The organism is Bradyrhizobium hereditatis (assembly GCF_020329435.1).
Classification (GTDB): Bacteria; Pseudomonadota; Alphaproteobacteria; order Rhizobiales; family Xanthobacteraceae; genus Bradyrhizobium; species Bradyrhizobium hereditatis.
In genome coordinates, this window is the sequence record NZ_JAGKJK010000011.1 from 136424 (window position 1) to 158161 (window position 21738).

Annotated in this window: 18 protein-coding genes and 2 riboswitches; of the genes, 10 read left to right on the forward strand and 8 right to left on the reverse strand. The window is 62.7% G+C overall.

Annotated features, from left to right (window positions below; all coding sequences use genetic code 11):
- Window positions 1–8 precede the first annotated feature (8 nt).
- A riboswitch (cobalamin riboswitch) is annotated at window positions 9–211 on the reverse strand.
- A gap of 133 nt (window positions 212–344) precedes the next feature.
- Window positions 345–563: riboswitch (cobalamin riboswitch) on the forward strand.
- A gap of 114 nt (window positions 564–677) precedes the next feature.
- From J6524_RS25065 to J6524_RS25075, 3 genes are all read left to right on the forward strand, one after another.
- The gene (locus tag J6524_RS25065; RefSeq protein WP_225675515.1) at window positions 678–3587 is read left to right on the forward strand and encodes a ribonucleoside-diphosphate reductase subunit alpha; all 2910 of its coding nucleotides are present in this window, start codon (window positions 678–680) and stop codon (window positions 3585–3587) included.
- A gap of 25 nt (window positions 3588–3612) precedes the next feature.
- On the forward strand, window positions 3613–4734 hold the full coding sequence (locus J6524_RS25070; protein ID WP_312002467.1) for a ribonucleotide-diphosphate reductase subunit beta: 1122 nt from the start codon (window positions 3613–3615) through the stop codon (window positions 4732–4734).
- 161 nt (window positions 4735–4895) lie between these two features.
- Window positions 4896–6119 (forward strand): glycosyltransferase family 87 protein, encoded by a 1224-nt coding sequence (locus tag J6524_RS25075; protein WP_225675517.1) that lies wholly within the window; start codon window positions 4896–4898, stop codon window positions 6117–6119.
- A 56-nt stretch (window positions 6120–6175) separates the two neighbouring features.
- Here J6524_RS25075 and J6524_RS25080 read toward each other — a convergent pair whose 3' ends face one another.
- Window positions 6176–6904 carry a sialate O-acetylesterase gene (locus J6524_RS25080; protein WP_225675519.1) on the reverse strand — a complete coding sequence of 243 codons (729 nt, stop codon included), beginning with the start codon at window positions 6902–6904 and terminating at the stop codon, window positions 6176–6178.
- Window positions 6905–7287: 383 nt separating this feature from the next.
- Here J6524_RS25080 and J6524_RS25085 point away from each other — a divergent pair, with 383 nt between their 5' ends.
- Together J6524_RS25085 and J6524_RS25090 are read left to right on the forward strand one after the other, a co-directional pair.
- Window positions 7288–7962, forward strand: a complete 675-nt coding sequence (locus J6524_RS25085) for a TetR/AcrR family transcriptional regulator (RefSeq protein ID WP_225675521.1) — start codon at window positions 7288–7290, stop codon at window positions 7960–7962.
- A 90-nt stretch (window positions 7963–8052) separates the two neighbouring features.
- Complete coding sequence (locus J6524_RS25090; protein ID WP_225675523.1) at window positions 8053–8478, forward strand: OsmC family protein; 426 nt, start codon at window positions 8053–8055, stop codon at window positions 8476–8478.
- 68 nt (window positions 8479–8546) lie between these two features.
- On the opposite strand, the gene pyk is transcribed toward J6524_RS25090, so the two are convergent.
- Both pyk and J6524_RS25100 read right to left on the reverse strand, forming a co-directional pair.
- On the reverse strand, window positions 8547–9983 hold the full coding sequence (gene pyk, locus J6524_RS25095; RefSeq protein WP_225675525.1) for a pyruvate kinase: 1437 nt from the start codon (window positions 9981–9983) through the stop codon (window positions 8547–8549).
- Window positions 9980–10561, reverse strand: a complete 582-nt coding sequence (locus J6524_RS25100; RefSeq protein ID WP_376712073.1) for a DUF1036 domain-containing protein — start codon at window positions 10559–10561, stop codon at window positions 9980–9982. Before J6524_RS25100 ends, pyk begins: the two co-directional genes overlap by 4 nt.
- 199 nt (window positions 10562–10760) lie before the next feature.
- On the opposite strand from J6524_RS25100, the gene J6524_RS25105 reads away from it, so the two are divergent.
- Both J6524_RS25105 and J6524_RS25110 read left to right on the forward strand, forming a co-directional pair.
- Window positions 10761–11063, forward strand: a complete 303-nt coding sequence (locus J6524_RS25105; RefSeq protein WP_225675526.1) for a DUF1244 domain-containing protein — start codon at window positions 10761–10763, stop codon at window positions 11061–11063.
- A gap of 277 nt (window positions 11064–11340) precedes the next feature.
- Window positions 11341–11616, forward strand: coding sequence for a DUF2312 domain-containing protein (locus J6524_RS25110; RefSeq protein WP_171709805.1), 276 nt, complete (start codon window positions 11341–11343; stop codon window positions 11614–11616).
- A gap of 178 nt (window positions 11617–11794) precedes the next feature.
- Here the strand turns inward: J6524_RS25110 and mepK are convergent, their stop codons facing one another.
- The 5 genes from mepK to J6524_RS25135 all read right to left on the reverse strand — a co-directional run bounded on the left by mepK (window position 11795) and on the right by J6524_RS25135 (window position 18909).
- On the reverse strand, window positions 11795–13420 hold the full coding sequence (mepK, locus tag J6524_RS25115) for a peptidoglycan L,D-endopeptidase MepK (RefSeq protein WP_225675528.1): 1626 nt from the start codon (window positions 13418–13420) through the stop codon (window positions 11795–11797).
- A gap of 287 nt (window positions 13421–13707) precedes the next feature.
- Window positions 13708–15840 (reverse strand): L,D-transpeptidase scaffold domain-containing protein, encoded by a 2133-nt coding sequence (locus tag J6524_RS25120; RefSeq protein ID WP_225675530.1) that lies wholly within the window; start codon window positions 15838–15840, stop codon window positions 13708–13710.
- Between the two features lie 365 nt (window positions 15841–16205).
- Window positions 16206–17705, reverse strand: a complete 1500-nt coding sequence (locus J6524_RS25125; protein WP_225675532.1) for a sigma-54-dependent transcriptional regulator — start codon at window positions 17703–17705, stop codon at window positions 16206–16208.
- Window positions 17706–17807: 102 nt separating this feature from the next.
- Window positions 17808–18449 (reverse strand): TerC family protein, encoded by a 642-nt coding sequence (locus J6524_RS25130; RefSeq protein WP_225675534.1) that lies wholly within the window; start codon window positions 18447–18449, stop codon window positions 17808–17810.
- 118 nt (window positions 18450–18567) lie between these two features.
- On the reverse strand, window positions 18568–18909 hold the full coding sequence (locus J6524_RS25135; RefSeq protein WP_225675536.1) for a hypothetical protein: 342 nt from the start codon (window positions 18907–18909) through the stop codon (window positions 18568–18570).
- Between the two features lie 78 nt (window positions 18910–18987).
- Between J6524_RS25135 and J6524_RS25140 the strand changes: the two genes are divergently transcribed.
- Genes J6524_RS25140 through J6524_RS25150 form a run of 3 tightly spaced genes read left to right on the forward strand, consistent with a single transcriptional unit; the run spans window position 18988 to window position 21666 of the window.
- Window positions 18988–19320 (forward strand): helix-turn-helix domain-containing protein, encoded by a 333-nt coding sequence (locus J6524_RS25140; RefSeq protein ID WP_225675538.1) that lies wholly within the window; start codon window positions 18988–18990, stop codon window positions 19318–19320.
- Window positions 19317–19760 (forward strand): hypothetical protein, encoded by a 444-nt coding sequence (locus J6524_RS25145; protein WP_225675540.1) that lies wholly within the window; start codon window positions 19317–19319, stop codon window positions 19758–19760. Before J6524_RS25140 ends, J6524_RS25145 begins: the two co-directional genes overlap by 4 nt.
- Before the next feature lie 43 nt (window positions 19761–19803).
- Complete coding sequence (locus tag J6524_RS25150) at window positions 19804–21666, forward strand: M3 family oligoendopeptidase (RefSeq protein ID WP_225675542.1); 1863 nt, start codon at window positions 19804–19806, stop codon at window positions 21664–21666.
- Window positions 21667–21738: the final 72 nt, after the last annotated feature.

Consider the following 21738-nt stretch of genomic DNA (forward strand, 5'->3'; position numbering starts at 1 on the left):
CGCCCGAGGACGTGTATGTTGCCGAGGCAGGTCTCCTGGCTCGCGGGTCCTCGCTGCTGTCCGGCCTTCCCGAAACCTCGCGAGGTCTCAGTGGCTTTGGTGGACAGCGGCTCGCCGCTTACAGTTGCGGGGGCAGCTCCGGCTTCGCACCGGCTTCCCTCTTAGCTTCGGGCCAGAGAGAGCCCGAAGAACCACGACGCGATCACTTATCGGCAACACGGCACGCGCGTCAACTCGATCGGCCGTATCGGCGCGAGGCAGCGGTTGTTCACAAGCTTCAACAGCATGGACCAAAATTTTTGCGCGGGAGGTGTGCGCGCCATTGACACGATTGTTCAAATCGCACCAGATATAGACGTCACGGTCCGCTATGACGCAAGTCTTGGTGGCTAAGAGGGAAGCCGGTGATTGCGCGAACGAGCGCAAGAATCCGGCGCTGCCCCCGCAACTGTAAGCAGTGAGTTGTTCCCATCCCTGAAGTCACTGATGCGGCATCGCATTGGGAAGACTGGGAACAACGGCGACCTGCGAGCCAGGAGACCTGCCGCGACACCGAAACAACGTCCACGGGCGGGGTGTCCCGGCGGCGCTTGCAGACTCATGCCGGCGTTTCCCGCCCGCATTTGAAGCAGCGTCCTCTCTGACATCCGGCCTCAACAACATCACGGGGTCTCTTGATGTCACTCTCTCTCGATCGCGAAGTCAGCGCTGCTCCATTCGTTCACCTGCGCCCCGAGCAGCTCGCCGTGCCGAATGCGCAGCCCCCGATGCAGGTGATCCGCCGCAACGGCACGGTTTCGAAATTCGATGCCAGCAAGATTTCGGTTGCGATGACCAAGGCGTTTCTCGCGGTTGAGGGACATAGTGCCGCGGCTTCCCGCCGCGTGCATGAAATCGTCGAGCAACTGACCGCGGATGTCGTCGGCGCGCTGGCCCGCCGGATGAGCGAGGGGCGCACCTTTCATATCGAGGACGTGCAGGACCAGGTCGAATTGGCCTTGATGCGCAGCGAGCACCACAAGGTGGCGCGCGCCTATGTGCTGTATCGCGAGGAGCGCACGCGTCAGCGTGCCGAGCAGGAAACGGTGAAGGCTGCAAAGCCCTCGGGCGAGCCTTCGCTGCGCGTCACATTGGTGAGCGGCGCGCAGGTTCCGCTCGATATCGCGCGCTTGACGCTGATCATCGAGGAAGCCTGTGCCGGCCTCGAGGGTGTGGCCGCCCCCTCCGTACTCGCCGAAACGCAACGCAATCTCTATGACGGCATCGGCGAGGGTGAGCTGGCGCTGGCATCGGTGATGGCCGCGCGCACGCTTGTGGAGCAGGAGCCGAACTACGCCTATGTCAGCGCGCGACTCTTGCTCGACAAGCTGCGCACCGAGGTGCTCTCTTTCGTGCAGGGCGCGCCGACCAGCGCCTCGCAGGCCGACATGGCTGTGCGATATCCCGAGTACTTTCCGGCCTACATCAAGGCCGGCGTCAAGGCCGAACTGCTCGATCCGGATCTGGCGCGCTTCGACCTGAACAAGCTCGCCGCCGCGCTGAAGCCGGAGCGCGATCTGGCGTTCCAGTTTTTGGGGCTGCAGACGCTCTACGACCGCTATTTCCTGCATGTGCGCGGCAATCGCATCGAGCTGCCGCAGGCGTTCTTCATGCGCGTCGCCATGGGCCTGGCGCTCCGTGAGATCGACCGGGAGGCGCGCGCGATCGAATTCTATGATTTGCTGTCGTCGTTCGACTTCATGGCGTCGACGCCGACGCTGTTCAATTCGGGAACGCTGCGGCCGCAGCTGTCATCGTGCTTCCTCACCACAATCGCCGACGACCTCGACGGCATCTTCAAGTCGGTCAAGGACAACGCACTGCTGGCAAAGTATTCCGGCGGGCTCGGCAACGACTGGACCCGCGTGCGCGGGCTCGGCGCGCACATCAAGGGCACCAATGGCGAGAGCCAGGGCGTGGTGCCGTTCCTGAAGGTCGCCAACGACACCGCGATCGCCGTCAACCAGGGTGGAAAGCGCAAGGGCGCGGTTTGCGCCTATCTCGAAACCTGGCACATCGACATCGAAGAATTCCTCGACCTGCGCAAAAACACCGGCGATGACCGCCGCCGCACCCACGACATGAACACCGCGAACTGGGTGCCGGACCTTTTCATGCAGCGCGTCGAGCAAGATGGTGAATGGACGCTGTTCTCGCCGGACGAGACGCCCGACCTGCACGACCTCTACGGCAAGGCGTTCGCCGAGCGCTACGCGTTCTATGAAGAAAAGGCGGCGCGCGGCGAAATCCGCGTGTTCAAGCAGGTCCGCGCCACCGATCTCTGGCGCAGGATGCTGACCATGCTGTTCGAGACCGGGCATCCCTGGATCACGTTCAAGGATCCATGCAACCTGCGCTCTCCGCAGCGCCATGCCGGCGTGATCCATTCCTCCAATCTCTGCACCGAAATCACGCTCAATACTTCCGACGACGAAACCGCGGTCTGCAATCTCGGCTCTATCAACCTGCTCAACCATGTGCGCGAGGGCCGGCTCGACGAGACGCGGCTGAAGCGCAGCGTGGCGACCGCGATGCGGATGCTCGACAACGTCATCGACATCAACTTCTACACCATTCCCGAGGCGCGCCGCTCCAACTTACGGCACCGCCCGGTCGGTCTCGGACTGATGGGCTTCCAGGATGCGCTGCAGGCGCTGCGGATCGCGATCGCTTCCGATGCGGCGGTGACGTTCGCCGATCTCAGCATGGAGATGATTTCCTATTACGCGATCTCGGCCTCCATCGATCTCGCGGCCGAGCGCGGGCGCTATCCGTCATTCGACGGCTCGCTATGGAGCCGGGGCATTTTGCCGATCGATTCGATCGAACTGCTGGCGGAAGCCCGCGAGGGTCTCTCGATGGATCGCGGCATGACGCTCGATTGGGATCGCTTGCGCGAGCGCGTCAAATCGACCGGCATGCGCAATTCGAACGTGATGGCGATCGCGCCGACGGCGACGATTTCCAACATCTGCGGCGTGGCGCAGTCGATCGAGCCCGCCTATCAGAACCTCTATGTCAAATCCAACATGTCGGGCGACTTCACCGTGGTGAACGAGTTTTTGGTGCGCGACCTCAAGGCGCGCGGGCTGTGGGACGAGGTGATGGTCAACGACCTAAAATATTTCGACGGTAGCCTGGGCGCCATCGATCGCATTCCCGATGACCTCAAGGCGCTCTACGCCACCGCCTTCGAGATCGACAGCAGCTGGCTGATCGAGGCGGCCTCGCGGCGGCAGAAATGGATCGACCAGTCGCAGTCGCTCAATCTCTATATCGCCAATCCTTCCGGCAAGAAGCTCGATGCGCTCTATCGCCTGGCCTGGGCGCGTGGCCTGAAGACGACCTATTACCTGCGCTCGCGCAGCGCGACGCATGTTGAGAAGTCGACGCTTCGGGGCACCGACGGCAAGCTCAATGCCGTCGCGGCCGCGCCTGTCCTGTCGGCGGCCGCGCCGATCATTGTCCCGTCCGAGGTCACGGCGCCTGATCTATCCGGTGCGGTGGCGTGCTCGATCGACAACCCCGAATGCGAGGCCTGCCAGTAAGCGGCCAGAAGAAAAGGACATCAAAGTGCTCGACTGGTCAGAACCCTCCGCGCCCCTGCGCCGAATGCCGCCTCCCGTGGCAGCCCCGGCAGCCGACCAAGCCGGCCTCGGCGCCATCGACCGGGGCGGCGCTAGGGTATCCGTGGACGACAAGCGCATGATCAATTGCCGCGCCGACGTCAATCAATTGCTGCCGCTGAAATACAAATGGGCGTGGGAGAAATATCTCGCCGGCTGCAACAATCATTGGATGCCGACCGAAGTCTCGATGCAGGCCGACATCGCGTTATGGAAATCGCGCGACGGCCTCACCGAGGACGAACGCCGCGCCATCAAGCGCAATCTCGGCTTCTTCGCGGCTTCCGAAAGCCTCGTCGCCAACAACATCGTGCTGGCGATCTATCGCCATCTGACCAACCCGGAATGCCGGCAATATTTGTTGCGGCAAGCCTTCGAGGAGGCCGTTCACACCCACACCTTCGAATACATCGTCGAGAGTCTGGGATTGGACGAGGGCGAGCTGTTCAATATGTACCGCGAGGTGCCCTCGATTACGGATAAAGCAGCGTGGGCGCTCAAGCACACTCAGCATCTCGACGATCCCGATTTCAAAACCGGAACGCCAGCGGCCGACCAGGCTTTCCTGCGCGATCTCGTCGCCTTCTACGTCATCTTCGAAGGCATGTGGTTCTATACGGGGTTCGCGCAGATCCTCTCGCTCGGCCGTCGCAACAAGATGGTCGGCATCGCTGAGCAGTACCAATACATCCTGCGCGATGAATCGATTCACCTGAATTTCGGCATCGACGTCATCAACCAGATCAAGATCGAGAATCCGCATCTGTGGACCAAGGCCTTTCAGGAAGAAGTGCGCGCCATGGTGCGCGAGGCGGCCGAACTCGAGGCGGCGTATGGACGGGACACCATGCCGCGCGGTTTTCTCGGCCTCAATGCAGCGCTGTGCGAAACCTATATGCATTTCATCGCCAACCGGCGTTGCGCGCAGCTCGGACTGGAGCGGGTGTTCGCGGAGACCGAAAATCCGTTTCCCTGGATGTCGGAGGCGATGGATCTGAAGAAGGAGAAAAACTTCTTCGAGACGCGGGTGATCGAATACCAGAACGGCGGGGCGCTGAGCTGGGAGTAGGGGGGCGTGCTTCTGCAACATATCGTCCCTTGCGAAGGCAGGGGACGGCAACGAAAAACCGCCGTCGCCGCGCGAAAACTTAAGACTTCCTCAATTCAGTCCGGCCTATTGCTTTGGGACGTGCGCCTTGGGACAGGGGCGCGCCCTGGCAAGGACCGCGCATGACTGCCTTTGTTTCCACCCCCAAGACCGCACGTGAGCAGTCCTCGATTCCCGAGTGGCTCGTGAAGGTGTGCTTTGCGCTGGCGCTTGCCAACGTCGCGCTGTGCCCCGTGGCCTATTTCTCGAGCGCGTGGATCTACGATTCGAACGGCCTCGGTATTCCGACGGATTTCATCAACGTCTGGGCCGCTGGCCGCCTGGTGCTCGATGGCGCTCCGGCGCAGGCCTACGATTGGGATATCCAGAAACAGATCGAGCTCGCCAAGCTCGGTCAGGATTTCGTCGGCTATTTTGCCTGGCACTATCCGCCGCCTTTCCTGTTCGTCGCCGCGCTGCTGGCGATGTTGCCTTATTCGGTCGGCTATGCCGGCTGGGTGTATGTCAGCATGCTGCCCTATCTTGCCGTCATGCGTGCGGTCGTCGGCAGCAATTTCGGCCTTCTGGTTGCGCTCGCCATTCCGACCGTGATCGTCAATTCCTTTGTCGGGCAGAACGGCTTCCTCACCGCGGCGCTGATCGGCGGCACGCTCTATCTGATTCCCGTCCGTCCGGTCCTTGCAGGGATCTGCCTCGGGCTTCTGACCTACAAGCCGCAATACGGATTGCTGTTTCCGATCGTGCTGATCGCAGCGGGGCATTGGCGGGTGTTCATCAGCGCCGCCGTCACGGCAGTCGTGGTAGCGCTTGCCTCCGCGTTCGCCTTCGGCATCGAAAGTTGGCTGGCGTTCTTCCATTGGATGCCGCGATTCTCGCAGGCCTTCCTGACCGAGGGCAAGGCCACCTGGTGGAAGCTGCAAAGCATCTTCTCGATGGTGCGCTACTTCGGCGGCAGCGAGCCGCTCGGCTGGGCGTTCCAATGGGTTCTGACTGCTTCCGTTGCCGTGGTGCTGGCGCTGATGTGGCGAAGCCGCGTACCCTACACGTTGAAGGCCGCAGCCCTTGCCGCCGGCACGCTGCTGACCACGCCCTATCTCTTCATGTACGACATGATGGTCTTGGCGATCCCGATCGCTTTCCTGATGCGCATGGGACTAAAGAGCGACTTTCGTCCTTACGAGCTCCCGGCGCTGGGAGCCGTCATCGCGCTCATCGTTTGCTACATGTTCACCGGCATCCCGACCGGTCTTGGCGCCACGCTGATCGTGGGCGCGCTGATCCTGCGCCGCGCCGGGTCGTGGTGGCGGCAAGAGCCGGCGCCCAGGCTCGTCGCGGCAGGCGCGTGAACAGCGCACGGGGGACGTCTTCAGTGCTTCGCACGACGGCGCGGAATCGCCGGTCACTATCTGATGAACGCCGCCCATAGCGCGGCATTCGCAAGCGTCCCGGCCTCGTTCATGTGGCAGCCGTCGGGGCTGCGGCCTTCATTACCGATCGTGTCGGTGTCAGGCCCGAGGCGGACGTTCAGCGACGCTTCGTCGACCGCGGCGAGTTGACCGGCGCGGACCGCAGCCATGTTCTTCGGCTCGGCATTGCCGCATTTTGTGCTTCGCGACAGATAGAACGGCGCGTGAAAACCAGCCGCACGAAATCGCTTCACGAGCTGATGCAGCAACGAAGCATATTCTTCGGTGGTCGTCGTCAATCTCGCGTCGGTTTCCCCTTGCTGGAAAAGAATATGCGTCGGCGTCATTCCGGCAGCCTTGAGCTTCGAGATGCCGTTTGTTGTCAGATGCGCTCCCTCGTTGTTCAGGAAGGACAGCGATGAGCTGCCCTTGGCGAGCGGCACCAGGATTACGCGATCGTAGCGTCCCGTCTGGATCAGAATGTCGCCGAGCCGCGTTGCAAAGCTCCCACCCAAGCCATCGGTGCCCAGCAGGGGATCGACTGCGGCGAAGCATTTGCCGGTCGCGGGATCGAAATTGTCGACCGCTTCGCGCGCCGTATATCGGGCGCTTCCATAGTTCGCCGCGTTGCTCTGGCCGTGCACGACGATGACGGCCGTTCGCGCAGATGCGCCGGCGCACGGCCGCTCGTCCCGCGCCCGGTAGCGCGAGGGTGGCCAAATCAATGCCGGGAGTGGCCGGGGTCAGAAGCCTGTAGGCAATCGCGCCGATCAGCACGCCACCCATTAAAAACGCTGCTTTACGCCGTATCGAAGAGTCCGCGGATGGCGCGCTTCTCGTCGAAGCCGGGCGCCATCCTGCGATGGTCAAAGGCATGGGTACACTCGCGCGCTACAATCTGGGGTTGCTCATCCGGAGCAGGCTAGCGGACCGGCGTTTCGATCCTGTTATCGGTTCCGATAGTCCTGAAACCATCTTGTCATCAGCCGTGAATAGTTGTTCACTTCTTCAAAGCGATGAGTGTGCCTTATCGCTCAAGCCATTGAAGGTGTGCGCGTTCCGGCAGGCTCCGCCGGCTTGAGGGCGCGCCGGGGACGGAAAACGCGCCATGGTCTATCGGCGAACCCATCAGGTCGTAAAGCGGCTGGCGGCGCGGCGTAGCGCCATCCTGGCGGCGGCGCGGGATGCGGCGGCCGAGGGCGGAATGGCGGCGGTGCAGATCGCGCCCGTGGCGGTCCGCGCCAACGTCGCGGCGGGCACCGTCTACCGCTACTTCCCGTCCAAGGCCGAGCTGATCTCCGAACTGATTGCAGAGGTGTCGCGCGACGAACTGGCAGCGATCCGCCGCGCGGCGGATGCCGCGCCGGGGCCGTCCTCGGCGCTCGCCGCCGCCGTCACGACCGTCGCCGTGCATGTGCTGTCACAGCGCAAGCTCGCCTGGGGCATTCTGGCGGAGCCCGTAGATGTCGACGTCTCGGTGTCGCGGCTCGCCAGCCGCCGCGAAATCTCCGGCGAGATTGCCGCGAGGATCGATGCCGCGGTGCGAGCCGGCCATCTGCCGGCACAGGATACGGCGCTTGCCGCCACCGCGCTGCTCGGCGCACTGCATGAATCGCTGGTCGGGCCGCTGGCGCCTGAGAATCTCGAGGATCCTGCGAAGCTGCGCGACGCCGTGCAAACCGTCACGCTCCTGGCGCTGCGCGCCGTCGGCGTGATGGATGCGCGCGCTCGTGGCCTTGTGGTTCAGGCAGTGCTGCCGGCCAAGGCGCTGGTCGGAGCGTAGGAACTTTTCTTCTGTCTGCTACACGTATTTGTCGCAACCATTTGCCAGCTTGCGGCTTATCGACGGTCCAACCCGCGATAGGAGCATGCAATGACCACGACATCAGGGTCTGCCAAATGGCAGGGCGGCATCAAGGACGGCAAGGGCACGATCTCCACCAAAAGCGGCGCGCTGAACGATTATCCCTACGGCTTCTCCAGTCGCTTCGAGGGCAAGACGGGCTCCAATCCGGAAGAGCTGATCGGCGCGGCGCATGCCGCCTGTTTCACCATGGCGCTGTCGCTGATTTTGGGCGAAGCCAAGCTCACCGCCGAACATATGGAAACCAACGCCGACGTCACGCTGGAAAAGCAGGGCGATGGTTTTGCCATCACCTCGATTCATCTCACGCTGAAGGCGAAGATACCGGGCGCTGACCATGCGGCATTTCAGGAGCTGGCCGGCAAGGCCAAAGCCGGTTGTCCGGTGTCGAAAGTTCTGAACACGAACATCACGCTGGACGCGACACTGGTTTAGTGCTGCTCCCGCTGCTCTGCAGCGTCATTCTCCGTGGCGCTGAGCCGTGCCCGGAACGGCGTGACGCCTCACTTCTCCGCAGCGCCTTCCGGCTCGACATTGGCGATGCGCACCATGTTGGTGGTGCCGGGGATGCGGAGCGGCACACCGGCGACGATGATCACGCGCTGGCCTGCCTTGGCAAAGCCGTCGCGGAACGCGATCGAGCCGGCGCGATCGACCATGTCGTCCTGGTCGTGGGCGTCTTCAGCCACCACGCAATGCACGCCCCACACGACAGACAATTTGCGGCCCGTCGCAATGTTGGGCGTGATCGCGACCACCGGCAGCTTCGGCCGCTCGCGCGCCACGCGGATCGCGGTGGAGCCTGATGAGGTCCAGCAGATGATCGCCGACAATTCCAGTGTCTCGGCGATCTGCCTCGCAGCGTCAGCGATGGCGTCGCCGACCGTATTTTCGGGTTCGGCCCGTTGCGCCGACAGCACCGCGCGATAGGTCGGGTCGCGCTCCACTTCCTCGCCAATGCGGTTCATGGTCGAGACCGCCTCGACCGGGAATTTGCCGGCGGCGGACTCCGCCGACAGCATGATGGCATCGGCCCCTTCATAGACGGCGGTTGCGACGTCGGAGACTTCAGCGCGGGTCGGCACCGGCGCCTGGATCATCGATTCCAGCATTTGCGTTGCGATCACCACCGGCTTGCCGGCGCGGCGCGCCATCCGCGTCATCTGCTTCTGCAGGCTCGGCACCCGCTCCAGCGGCAGTTCGACGCCGAGATCGCCGCGCGCCACCATCAGCGCATCCGAAGCGTCGATGATTTCAGCGAGACGGTCGATGGCCTGCGGCTTCTCGATCTTGGCCATGACAGCGGCGCGGCCTCGGATCATCCGCTTGGCTTCCTGAACGTCCTCGGCGCGCTGCACGAAGGAGAGCGCGACCCAGTCGATCCCCGTGGTCAGCGCAGCTTCGAGATCGGCGCGGTCCTTCGGCGTCATTGCCGACACCGGCAGATCAGTATCAGGCAGGCTGACGCCCTTGCGATCCGACATCTTGCCGCCGATCACGACCCGCGTCACCGCGCGCTCAGGCGAGGTTTCCTCGGCGATCAGGCGCACCTTGCCGTCATCGAGCAGCAACGCATGGCCCGGCCTAAGGGCCGCGAGGATTTCCGGGTGCGGCAGCTGCACGCGGCTATTGTCGCCCGGCGCCTTGTCGGAATCGAGCACGAAGCTCTGGCCGTTCTTGAGCTGGGTCGAACCTTCGGCGAAGGCGCCAAGACGCAGCTTCGGTCCTTGCAGGTCGACCAGAATGCCGATCGGCCGGCCGTAGCTGCTCTCGACATTGCGGATGGTCGTGACCAGCTCCCGCATCTTGTCGTGCGGCGTGTGGCTCATATTGATGCGGAACACGTCCGCGCCGGCCTCGAACAGCTTCCGGATCATCGCGCTGTCTGATGATGCCGGGCCGAGGGTCGCGAGAATCTTGATGCGACGAAGCCGTCTCATTGCTTGGGCGCCGGGGCTGGCGGCAGACCCGGTCCGCCCGGCGGATTGGACAGGCCGGGAACCCCGCCGGGGCCGCCCGGTCCCATCGTGCCCGGAATTCCCGGTACGCGTTGTGCGGGCTGCTCGTTGGCTTCGGTCAGTTGCACGGTCCACGCTCGCTGTTCGCCTGTATCGACCTCGAAGAAGCCCGTGCGGTCGTAGCCGCGCGCCAGGCAATTCTCGGTGCCTTTGATTGTGAATTCCTTGTCACGCGAACACATGAAGGCCTGTCCCGACCATTCACCGCCGCGGTCATAGTCGAGCGCGTAGATGTAATAGTAACGTGCGACAAGAGTTCCGCGCAGCAGGGTCTCGCAGCTGCGCGAGGACACGTTCCACCAGCCTTCGGTGGTCCATCCTTCGGCATCCTTGTAGCCGAGCGCAATGCCGACCCGGCTGGATGTGTTGTTGCAGAGCCGGAAATCGGCCGCCGCCGGGTTGCTCCATAGACACGCGGCCGCCAATGCCAGCACGGGCGCCAGACCGGCGGCCATGCGAGCGGGGAAGTGGGCCAAGCAGCGCGAATCTTTTGCGGTCATGCAGCGAAGCTATATCAAAATCATTGATGATTTCGCGTAACCCGGCGGGAACTGTCAACGGCCGGGAAACGCCTTTCCCGCGCTATGGGAAATCCGGACTCCATGTGAGGTTGCCAATTTTGCGCGCAGATATGGCAAAATCTGTGACAAATTCCCACCTGACATCAATATGCCCGGCACCATGTGAGGCAGCACCGCCATGACGATCAACGACAAAACCAGAACAGAACTGGAAGCCGCCGCTTTCCGGCGCCTGGTCAGCCACCTGCGTAGCCGGACGGACGTTCAGAACATCGATCTGATGAATCTGGCCGGCTTCTGCCGCAACTGCCTCTCCAACTGGATGAAAGAGGAGGCCGATGCCAAGGGTATCGCCATCAGCAAGGACGAGAGCCGCGAGGCGGTCTACGGCATGCCCTATGAGGAGTGGAAGGCGAAATATCAGGGGACGGCGACGGCCGAGCAGCTGTCGGCGATGAAGAAGGTTAATCCCGGGCACTGAGCTCTAATCCGCTTTTTTAATCTCGACGTAACTGGGCTCGCATCGGGGAATCTCGAGATTGCGAGGTGCGCAACCGCGCAGCATAGCTTGATGCTTCGCATCGCCCCGAATGACGGCTCGCCGTCATCTCCTGTGGGCGCGCTGTGGATGAGCGTGATGTTGCCTTGACGCAAGGGCCCCCGATCTTGAGGGTCACTCCTGCAAAAGCGCCGTGCGGTAACGCGTGCGGCGCTTGATCTTTCAGCATCACCCATCAGTTCCATTTCAGGAGTATCCGATGGCCACCTCCGCCGCCGCTGCCGTCCAGGACGAGCCCGCAACCCGATTCGCCAAAGACCAGCTCAAGGCCATCGTCGAGCGCATCGAACGGCTGGAAGAAGAAAAGAAGACGATCTCCGACGACATCCGCGACGTCTATGCCGAAGCCAAGGGCAACGGCTTCGACACCAAGGCGCTGCGCACCATCGTGCGCATGCGCAAGCAGGACGCCAATGAGCGCGCCGAGCAGGAAACCATCCTGGAGACCTATATGCAGGCTCTCGGAATGCTGTGAGGCGTCTCACGATGTCATACGCGGGCTTGCCGCCTCCGCTAAAGCTTCGGCGCGCCAGCACGGAAAAAGCCGCGGCGAAGCCTTCGCGTGGCCGGGACCCGCGTATCCGTCTAGCTTCAGAAAGATTCATGCGAGAGGGATGGATTGCCGGGTCAGGCCCGGCAATGACGATGAGCGCCTAGCGCAGCGCGGCGGTGCGCATCACGAACGACTGGGTCGGCAATTGCGCGGTCGCCGATCCCGTGAAGCTGTCGCAGCTCATGCCCATCATCGGATCATCCGAGAAGGTCATGGCGATCGCGGCCTGCGGCTTGACGAAGTAGGCGCGCATCTGGGTCATTTCGGTGTCGCCGAACACAGTCGTTGACATCGAGGTGCTTGCGCTCGGCGCCAGCATTACGACCCGCATCCAGATATCGTTGCCGCGCGCAGCGGCAAGACGGGTCGAGGTTGCGACTACGCCGCCCTGACCCTGGGCGCTACCCTGCGGTCCCTTGGCGACCACGGTGTTGATTTCGGTCGCGGCGGTGCCGGCATTGCGCGCCGGGCGGACGGAGCGCGGAACCGGCGCGGAGGCCGCGACGATATTAGCGCGGTCGACCGGCGAGGCGGCCGGTGCATAAGCCATCGCCCGGTTGAACGATTCGGTGACGCTGGCGGTCGGCTGCGGATCGGTGGCGGCTGCGAGCGCTTGGCGGGCGCGGAAAGCTGCGATTTGCGCGGGAGTGGCCTGGTTGGGATCTTTCGGCACATCGTCCCAGAAGCCGCGGGAATTGATGATATCGGCCGGCGTCTGCGGCTTCGGCTCGCCGCCATCGGCGGCGGCCTGCACAACCGGCTTCGCCTCAGGCTTGGATTCGGGCTTCGCTTTCGACGCCGCGACGATTTGCGCGTCGGCTGCGGCGAGCTGGATGGTCGCACCGACCGGCTTGGCGCGCGGCGTCGGGACCGGTTCGGCGGATTTGACGGCGGCCACGCTGGTGGGCGCCGGCTTCTCGTTCTTGATGGGAGCGCTGGCGCCCTCGTCATCCTCTTCCGTCTGCTTGCCGCTCTTGAACAGCGCCGCGAACAGGTTCGGCATTTTGATAGTTGGCGCGTCGCTGCCATTGGCGCGACGCTCGATGTCGGCGCGTGCCAGCTCATAACCCTTCATCGGCCCGCCATTGGACGGCAGATGCACGGTCCGTCCGTCCGGGAAGATCTTGGCGAGCTGATCGTGGGTCATGCGCGGCCAGTGACGGACGCTGCCGGTATCGAGATGAACGAACGGCGACCCGGAGGTCGGATAGAACCCGACGCCGCCACGCTGCAGGCGGAGGCCTGCCGCCCGGATCTGCTCGAGCGGCACGTCCGGGATGTAGAAATCCATCGCGTGGCCGAGCATGTGCTGGCTGAAACGCGCCACGCCGGAGGAGCGGCGACGGAGCATGGAGTTGGTGGCGGGGGAACGGTAGGCGGAGATGATTTGGATCGGCTTCTTGCCATCGACGTCGCGGTAGACTTCCCAGATGATATCGAACAGGTGCCGATCCATCGTGGTCTGTTCCTGGCTGCGCCAGTCGCGGAGGAAGTGATTGAGTTTTTTCAGCGCTTCTTCGTCGTAGCGGCCGTCGCGCTTGAAGGTGACGGTGAGGTCTTCGCCGGAATGGGTGTGGTGGAAGGAGAGGGTGCGGGTTTCGTTCAGCGCCGTCGCATCATGCACCGTGCCGGCGCCGGCCAGCAGCAATAGCGTGGTCAGCCCGATTCGACATCCGGCCTTTGGCAGAGCAAGCGGATTGAATTGGCGCGCGAAACCAGCCAGCACGTATGAGCCCACCCAGTCGACGAGCGTTCACGTTGTTCTTTTGCAGACCCCCGGCAAAAGACGGTGAACGCTTTCTTAAAGCAGGACGGTTAACCGAGGTTTACCGTCCTGCCCCCAAGCAAGCCTTAACCTAACGCGTCGACTGTGGCGAAAAAGGGCCGGTGCCTGATCCGGCAGGGATGGTGCCTTATGCAGCAGGGATAATGGTTAACGTAAACAATCTCTCCGGGAGGGAGAGATTGTTGATTTCATTGAGAAATCTGGTCATTAGGCCGTAATCCTCCGGATTACCGGGTGAAGCGCGGCTGCGGCCTACGGCCGATCGGGGCCGGCGGCGTCATGGTCGACGGACCCCCGAACAGGCGCTCAAAGAACGACGGACCAGACGAGAAGGTGTTGTCGCTGGCAAAGCTGACCCCAGCCGGCAGAGGGTCCCTTGGCCGCGAATAGCTCGGCTGTGCGTGGGCGATCATCGCCTCCAGGTCCTTGCTGCGGCTGTTCTTGAGCAGCGCGATCATCGCAGCATCGCGGCCGTAGATATCCTTGCGGAATTGCAGCTTGCCGGCGTCATCCACGAACGCCGTCTGATAGGTGATGTTGACCGGGATCGGCGTGGGGAATTTCAGGTCGATCTCGCTGCGGCCGTACATGCTGCGAATTCTTTCCGGCGTGTAGCGCTCGTTCGGCATGGTGATGTTGAGCAGCGTTGCTGCGTACACATCCGGGTTCTGCACCCGCATGCAGCCATGACTGAACGCACGCTCTTCCTTGGCGAACAGATGTTTGTCCGGGGTGTCGTGCTGATAAACCAGGAACTTGTTCGGGAAGTTGAAGCGGATACGCCCGAGCGCATTGGCTTCACCGGGCGGCTGCGAGATGTGGATGCTGCCGTCGCGGCGGCGCTCGAGCCTCAGACCCATGCGATCCAGCACGGTTGGATCCTGCTGCAGGGCCGGCAGGTATTCGTTGTAGATGATCGACGGCGGTACGTTCCAGGTCGGATTGACGGTGATGAACTTCATCGTCTCCGTCAGCATCGGCGTGGCGTGCTTACCTGGCTTTCCGGTCACCACGCGCGTCGTCCAGACCGGGGCGCCGTTCTGCATCACCTTGAGCGTGAAGTCAGGAACGTTGAGAATGACATAGGCATTGCCGAGCGAGGCTGCGCCGAGCTGGCGCGGCAGCCAGCGCAGGCGCTCCATATTGACGAGGATGGTATCGATGTGCCGGTCGCGCTTCGGGCTGTTAATAGCCTTGACAGTGCGATCGTCGAGCACGCCGGTCGGCTTGAGATCGACGCTTTCCTGGAACTTGCGCACAGCGGCGGCAACCTTGGCGTCGTAGTGGGTGCTGTCGGGGTTCTCGGCGACGCCGAGCTTGGCGCGCAGTTGCGGCACGCGCGGATCTTCCGGCGCCACTTCGCCCTGTTTCTTGGTGGCGGCCTTGAACGCCAGCGCCGGACCTTCGGCGATATAGATCATCGGTCCGTCGCCCTGGCCGCGCAGCTCGGCGAGCTTGGCCTTCAGATCCTTGTAGAGCTTGTGTGGCGGGTTGTAGCCGTCGAGTGCGGCGGACGCATCCTTGGCAGTGGAGATGTTGGCGAGCACTTCGGCCGGGTCGGTCGGGTGCTCGGGATAGAGGATGTCGGCCGAAACCTGCGACCAGTGCATCCGACCGCTCTGGGCCTGTCGCGCATAGTCGAGCATGCTTGCGGTCAGCTTCAGCTCGGCTTCGGCGAGCTGATCGGGCGAAGCGGCGGCGGAAACAAAATCCGGCAGCGGATAGTCGGCCGGATTGAGGCCTTCGGCGGCGGCGTCCTTCAGGCGGGCGATCACGCCCTTGCCGCTGTCGGTCAACTTGCCGGCCTGCGTCCATTGCGGCGCGTAGTCGCGCGCCGCGTAGAATTTTTCGACGGCCGCGCGCTCGTTCTTGCGGTCGAAATAGCGCAGCGACTTGGTGCCGAGCATGTCGCGCAGCCTGTCCGCGACCGGCTGGTCTGCCGGTGCGACGGTGCTGACCTTCACGGGCTCCTTGGCGGGTTCGGCGGCGGGCGCGGCAGCTGTCGCAGCCGGAGGTGCGGAGATGGCCGGATCGTTGGCTGCAGGCGCGGTAGCAACGTCGGCCGGTTTGGACTCGGGGGCCTTGGCAGGCGCGCTCGGCTCGGCCGGCTTGTCGATCGCCTTGGTTGCATCAGGCACTGAGGCGGTGGAATCCATCTTGAAATCGCCGATCGTCGGCGGCGGAACGTTGGCGGGTTCGGGACGGGGAATTGCTGCATCGATCGCGAGCTCGGCAGCGCTGGGGCGTGGCGTCGTCGACTGACCCGCCAGTGCTGAGGTCGCAGACACCGTGAGGAAGGTTGCCGCGACGGCCATCAGCACGCGGTCAAATCCTGCACGATTGATCGAACAGTCACGCATCATCAAACCCCCTTGGGCGAAACTGCCCCGGCATGGAACAGTTGACATCGCTCATCATAGCTTGCGCGGGAAAGCGCTGGCTTCGGTTCAGTCGTACGCCTGCACGCCACGATTCAACGCAGACGATACATATGCCCCTCTCATGCAGCCAGCGCCATGCGGGACAACTCACGACAAACTGACCTCAAACTACCTATTTGACTATTTGAACTCGGGTCGAGCGTTTTTGCCACGCGCCCCGCCCTTTGTCTGTCACCGCCAAGCCACGGTTCAAAAGCTTCCGAACGACGGATGTCGTTGGTTTGCCATGATCTTTGCCTTGCGGACGCCATAATCGCGCAAGGCGCCGTGCGCTCCATCGCGGCTCAACTAACGTCCCGCGCGCCGCCTTCGGCCGGATCACTGGCCGCGGCTTCATCGAGTTTGCGATAGAGCGTGGAACGACCGATCTTGAGCCGGCGCGCGACTTCCGACATCTGCCCGCGGTAATGCGAGATCGCGAAACGAATGATCTCGTTCTCCATTTCTTCGAGCGGCCGCACCTCGCCGGTGGCGGTCAGCATGGAAAGGCTGCCGGCACCGGCGAGCGGCGCAATCGGTATTTCGCTACCCGAAACCAAGGATGGCGCCGCCGATGGCGCGACGATCAGCGGTTCGCTGTGCGGGAGTTGGCCGTCCGGTGTGGCCTGGCCGGCCGTCTGCGGAAAATCGGTTAGGCCGAGCATGTCGCTCTCGCTCAACACCACAGCGCGATACACCGCGTTCTCAAGCTGGCGGATATTGCCGGGCCAGTCGAGTTGCGCGAGATGGGCCACGGCCTCTCCGCTGATTCCGGTGATGGTGCGGTTTTCCTCGGCGGCAAAGCGCGCCAGGAAATGCCGCAACAGATGCGGGATGTCTTCGCGCCGCATCCGCAAGGGCGGGATCGTCAGCGGCAACACATGAAGGCGGTAGAACAGGTCCTCGCGGAATGCGCCGCTCTTCACGAGGTCGAGCAGCTTGCGGTTGGTCGCCGAAATGATGCGAACGTCGACCTTCACCGGCTTGCGGCCGCCGACCGCTTCGACGGTGCCTTCCTGCAGCGCGCGCAATAGCTTTACCTGCGCAGCCAGCGGTAACTCGCCGATCTCATCGAGAAACAGCGTGCCGCCGGAAGCTTCGACGAACTTGCCCATGTGGCGCTCGGTGGCGCCGGTGAAGGCGCCTTTCTCGTGACCGAACAGGATCGACTCCACGAGATTGTCGGGGATGGCGCCGCAATTGACCGCGACGAAGGCCTTGGACTTGCGGTCACTGGAACCATGAATGGCGCGGGCGAACAATTCTTTGCCGACGCCGGACTCGCCCTCGATCAGCACCGGGATGCTGGAAGCGGCCGCCTTCTGCGCGGTGCGCAGCACGGCTGCCATGGTCTCGCTGCGGGTGATGATGTCGGCGAAGGTCAGGCGGCCTTCGCGGCTATGGCGGATGCGCTGCAATTCACCCTTGAGCGCGCTGGTATTGAGCGCGTTGCGGAGCGACACCTGCAACCGCTCGAAGCCGACCGGCTTGACCACGAAATCCTGCGCGCCGGCGCGCATCGCCGAAACGACATTGTCGATGCCGCCATGGGCGGTCTGCACGATTACGGGGATGCCGAGGCCCGCTTCGCGCATTTTGGCGAGCACGCCGAGCCCGTCGAGGCCGGGCATCACGAGGTCGAGCACGACTGCATCAATCGCCTGCGCATCGGGCGCCGTCAGCAAGGCCACGGCCGCATCGCCGCTATCGACGATGAGGGGCTCATAGCCGCACTTCTGCACCATGTTTTCAACCAAACGGCGCTGCACGGCGTCGTCGTCGGCAATCAAAATGGTGGCAGCCATGGCTCTCCCCGAACGCTACTGCAGTGTATCGAATCGGGGCACTTTCGCCGAAGCCGATTAAGGACCTCTTAATCGTTGAAAAACGGCGTTGTTGAGAAGCGGCTAGATGTTGAGGTGTGGCCATACCTCCAAAGCGCCGCGGTAGCACATGTCGAGAGCCACATAGAGGATGATGGCGAGGCCGACATAGGCGATCCAGCGCTGCTTTTCCAGGAGGCGCGCGATGAAGTTGGCGGCGAGGCCCATCAGCGCGATGGAGAGTGCCAAGCCGAAGACCAGAATCATCGGATGCTCGCGGGCCGCGCCCGCGACGGCGAGTACGTTGTCCAGCGACATCGAGACGTCTGCGAGCGTAATCTGCCACACGGCCTGACCAAGCGTCTTTCGAGGACCCGTAGTGGCTGACGCATCGGCGGCGCTTGCGGCCGAGAGACTCTGCAATTTCGGTTCATCATGTGACGTACGCAGCTCGCGCCACATCTTCCAGCACACCCAAAGCAGCAGAACGCCGCCGGCGAGCAGCAGTCCGATGATCTGCAGCAATTGAACCGTGACGGAGGCGAAGCCGATGCGCAGCGCCGTGGCGGCCAATATGCCGATCAGAATCGCTTTTTTGCGCTGACCCTCGGGTAGTCCAGCGGCTGCAAGCCCGATGACGATCGCATTATCGCCGGCGAGCACCAGGTCGATCATGATGACCTGGAAAAGCGCCGTCAGGTGTTGTGAGGTGATTAATTCCAGCATGCGGGCCACTCCGTGAATTGGTCCAATCCGACATCGCAGTTCGCTTGAACTGCCAGAGGGGCCCGGGCTTGGACGCGCGTAAAAAACATCGCAGTCAAACTGCGCAGATTTCTTCTCGTTACTCTGGCTGCTGCGAGAGGTTGAATAGTCTGATCATCTGGTCCGGCTCGATCAGAGCGGAGAGCACGACGCCGATGAACGTCAGGCCTCCAGCGAGGTCGAACCACATGGTACGGAAACGATCGCTCCGACAGAGCAGCGCGAAACCGGCCGCTACCGCGGCAACCGCAAAGAGCAGGGTGACGATCGCCGGCGCCAGTGCATCTACCGGCACCACGTTCCGGATTCCGACGGTCGCGATCAGCGCCACGATCAGGATGCCGGCAAACAGCTCCTTGCCCCGAGCCGAAGGTCCTCGGTCGTTCGTTCGGACAATCTGACTGCGATCCAAGAAGGCCATCGGATGCTTATTCGCGAGCTGGGATTGTGGTAGGGAACTTCACCGATCCTGGTATCCCATCTGACTAGTTTAGTAATCATGAAACGAGTGAAACATCAAGACGGTTTCGCTGAACGGTCTGCCGGCAAGGCTGCGCCGGAAGCCAAGCAATTGCGGAAGCTGGCGGGGGACTGGCTCAAGCAGCGCCGGGCGGATGCCGAATTGTCGCAGGCGGATCTCGCTGCACGTCTTGGCCTGAAGTATTACACTTTCATTTCACAGGTCGAGAATGGCTTCAGCCGAGTTCCAACTGAAATCATGGGGGCATGGGCTAACGAATTAGGTATTGAACAAGCAGCCTTCGCGAAGCATTTGTTAATGTACTACGAGCCGGAATTGCACCGGCTGCTGTTCGGAGCGGAGAGCAAATGAGCGTCGTTGCGTTCGAGCGCAAACAGAACTCCGGCGAATGGAGCCAAAGGGAGCTGAGCACTATCCTGGCGGCACTGAGCGTCGCGACAGCACCGGGGACCGGACGCGAATGGGAAACCGGCACGACGGAAAAGGGCGACGTCCAATTTTATCTGCTGAGTCCGCTGCCGGATCAAGCTTGTGAATTGTGCGTTTCCCGAATCGGCGATCGCTACATCCTGGAAGACGGATTCGGCCGGCTGCTGTTCGAGCACCGAAACCTCGATCTTGTTGCGTTGCACGCCAGGGCCGCAGTCCCGTCGACATCGTGGCTCATGGTCCGCGCGATCACGTTGTGGTGCGCGGCTCGCAGCGCAGTCCACGAAAGGGCCGAGCCGTGGCTCGTCGAAGGCGAAGAGCTGTTCGTCCAGCTAGTCCCGCAGCTTGCGGCTTTCGCCTGATCTCCCGCCGATTTCCTGATCACCTCCTGATTTTGAAAGTGTCATGAGCGCAAAATCTGCGACCTCTCGGGCCGGCAAGACGTCCCGCAAGCCCGCCACGGCCAGCAAGGCGAGCGCAGCCAGATCCAAGGCCGGCAAGCTGCCGGAATGGAACCTTGCTGATCTTTATTCGGGGATCGATGCGCCCGAGATCGCGCGCGACCTGCAGAAGATGGATGCCGATTGCGTGGTGTTCGAGACGGACTACAAAGGAAAGCTGGCGGAAGGTGTTGCTCGCGACGATGGCGGTGTTTGGCTTGCCGAAGCCGTCAGGCGCTACGAGGCGATCGACGATCTCGCCGGCCGACTCGGCTCCTATGCCGGCCTCGTTCATGCAGGCGACACCGTCGATCCCGCGATCTCCAAGTTTTATGGTGATGTCTCCGAGCGGCTAACGGCAGCTTCACTGCACCTGCTGTTCTTCGCGCTCGAACTCAACCGCATCGACGATGCCGTGATCGAGCGCGCGATGGAGACGCCAGAGCTCGGGCATTACCGACCCTGGATCGAGGATCTGCGCAAGGACAAGCCGTATCAGCTCGAGGATCGCGTCGAGCAGCTGTTTCACGAGAAGTCGCAGAGCGGTTATGCCGCCTGGAATCGGTTGTTCGACCAGACCATCTCCAGCCTACGCTTCAAGGTCGCCGGCAAGGAACTCGCGATCGAACCGACACTCAATCTGTTGCAGGACCGTGCACCGGCAAAGCGCAAGGCTGCCGCGCAGGCGCTGGCGAAGACGTTCAAGGACAATGAGCGGACGTTTGCGCTCATCACCAACACGCTTGCGAAGGACAAGGAGATTTCCGACCGCTGGCGCGGCTTCCAGGATGTTGCGGATTCGCGCCATCTCAACAACCGCGTCGAGCGTGAGGTGGTCGATGCGCTGGTCGGCTCGGTTCGCGCAGCCTATCCGCTACTGTCGCATCGCTACTACAAACTGAAGGCCGGCTGGTTCAAAAAGAAGAAGCTCGCGCATTGGGACCGCAACGCGCCGCTGCCTTTTGCGGCGACCGGTACCATCGCCTGGCCGGAAGCGCAGAAAATGGTGCTGACGGCCTATCGCGGATTTTCCACCGAGATGGCCGCGATCGCGGAGCGCTTCTTCACCGATCGCTGGATCGACGCGCCGGTGCGGCCCGGCAAGGCGCCGGGTGCGTTCTCGCACCCGACCACGCCGTCGGCGCATCCCTATGTGCTCATGAACTACCAGGGCAAGCCTCGCGACGTGATGACGCTTGCGCATGAGCTCGGCCATGGCGTGCACCAGGTGCTTGCGGCCAAGAACGGCGCGTTGATGGCGCCGACGCCGCTGACGCTGGCCGAGACGGCAAGCGTGTTCGGCGAGATGCTGACGTTCAAGCGGCTGTTGTCTCAGACCAAGAACGCCAAGCAGCGCCAGGCGCTGCTCGCCGGCAAGGTCGAGGACATGATCAACACCGTGGTGCGGCAGATCGCGTTCTATTCATTCGAGCGCGCCGTGCACACCGAGCGCAAGGACGGCGAATTGACCGCCGAGCGGATCGGCCAGATCTGGCTCAGCGTGCAAAGCGAGAGCCTGGGATCGGCGATCGACATCCGTCCGGGCTACGAGAACTTCTGGATGTACATCCCGCATTTCATCCATTCGCCGTTCTACGTCTATGCCTATGCGTTCGGCGACTGCCTGGTGAACTCGCTCTATGCGGTCTATGAGAATGCTTCCGAGGGGTTCGCCGAGCGCTACCTCGCCATGCTCGCGGCCGGTGGCACCAAGCATTATTCCGAGCTGCTGAAGCCGTTCGGGCTGGATGCCAAGGATCCCAAGTTCTGGGACGGCGGGCTCTCCGTCATCTCGGGTTTGATCGACGAACTCGAAGCGATGAGCTGATCGCTCGGCCGCGGAACGGATTTGTGATGGGGCGCGGATACAATTTCCGCCGCCGTCGCCCTACATTGTGGT